We start from the raw sequence: 241 nt of genomic DNA, 5'->3' as shown, positions 1-241 counted from the left end.
GTGGGGGCGGGGGGGGCGCGGCCCCCGTGGGGCGCCCCCCCCCCCCCCCACGCCCCCCCCCCCCCCCCCCCCCCCCCCTCACCCCCCCCCCCCCCCGCCCCCCCCCCCCCCCACCCCCCCCCCCCCCGGGGGGGGCCCCCCCCCCCCCCCCCCCCCCCCCCACGGGGGGGGGGGGGGGGGGCGGCCCCCGCGGGGCGGCCCCGGGTGCGGCCCCCCCACACCGCCCCGCCCCCCCCGCAAC

General features: G+C 95.0%; 1 protein-coding gene. It reads right to left on the bottom strand.

Annotated elements, in window-relative coordinates; genetic code table 11:
* Nucleotides 1–241, bottom strand: a 241-nt coding sequence (locus AC0L2C_RS34310) for a hypothetical protein (protein WP_473525546.1), incomplete at both ends; no start/stop codon positions are given.

It is taken from the genome of Mesorhizobium sp. WSM4845 (assembly GCF_055811455.1).
Note: the sequence above shows the minus strand (reverse complement) of the source record. Positions and strands in the feature narration are given on the sequence as shown.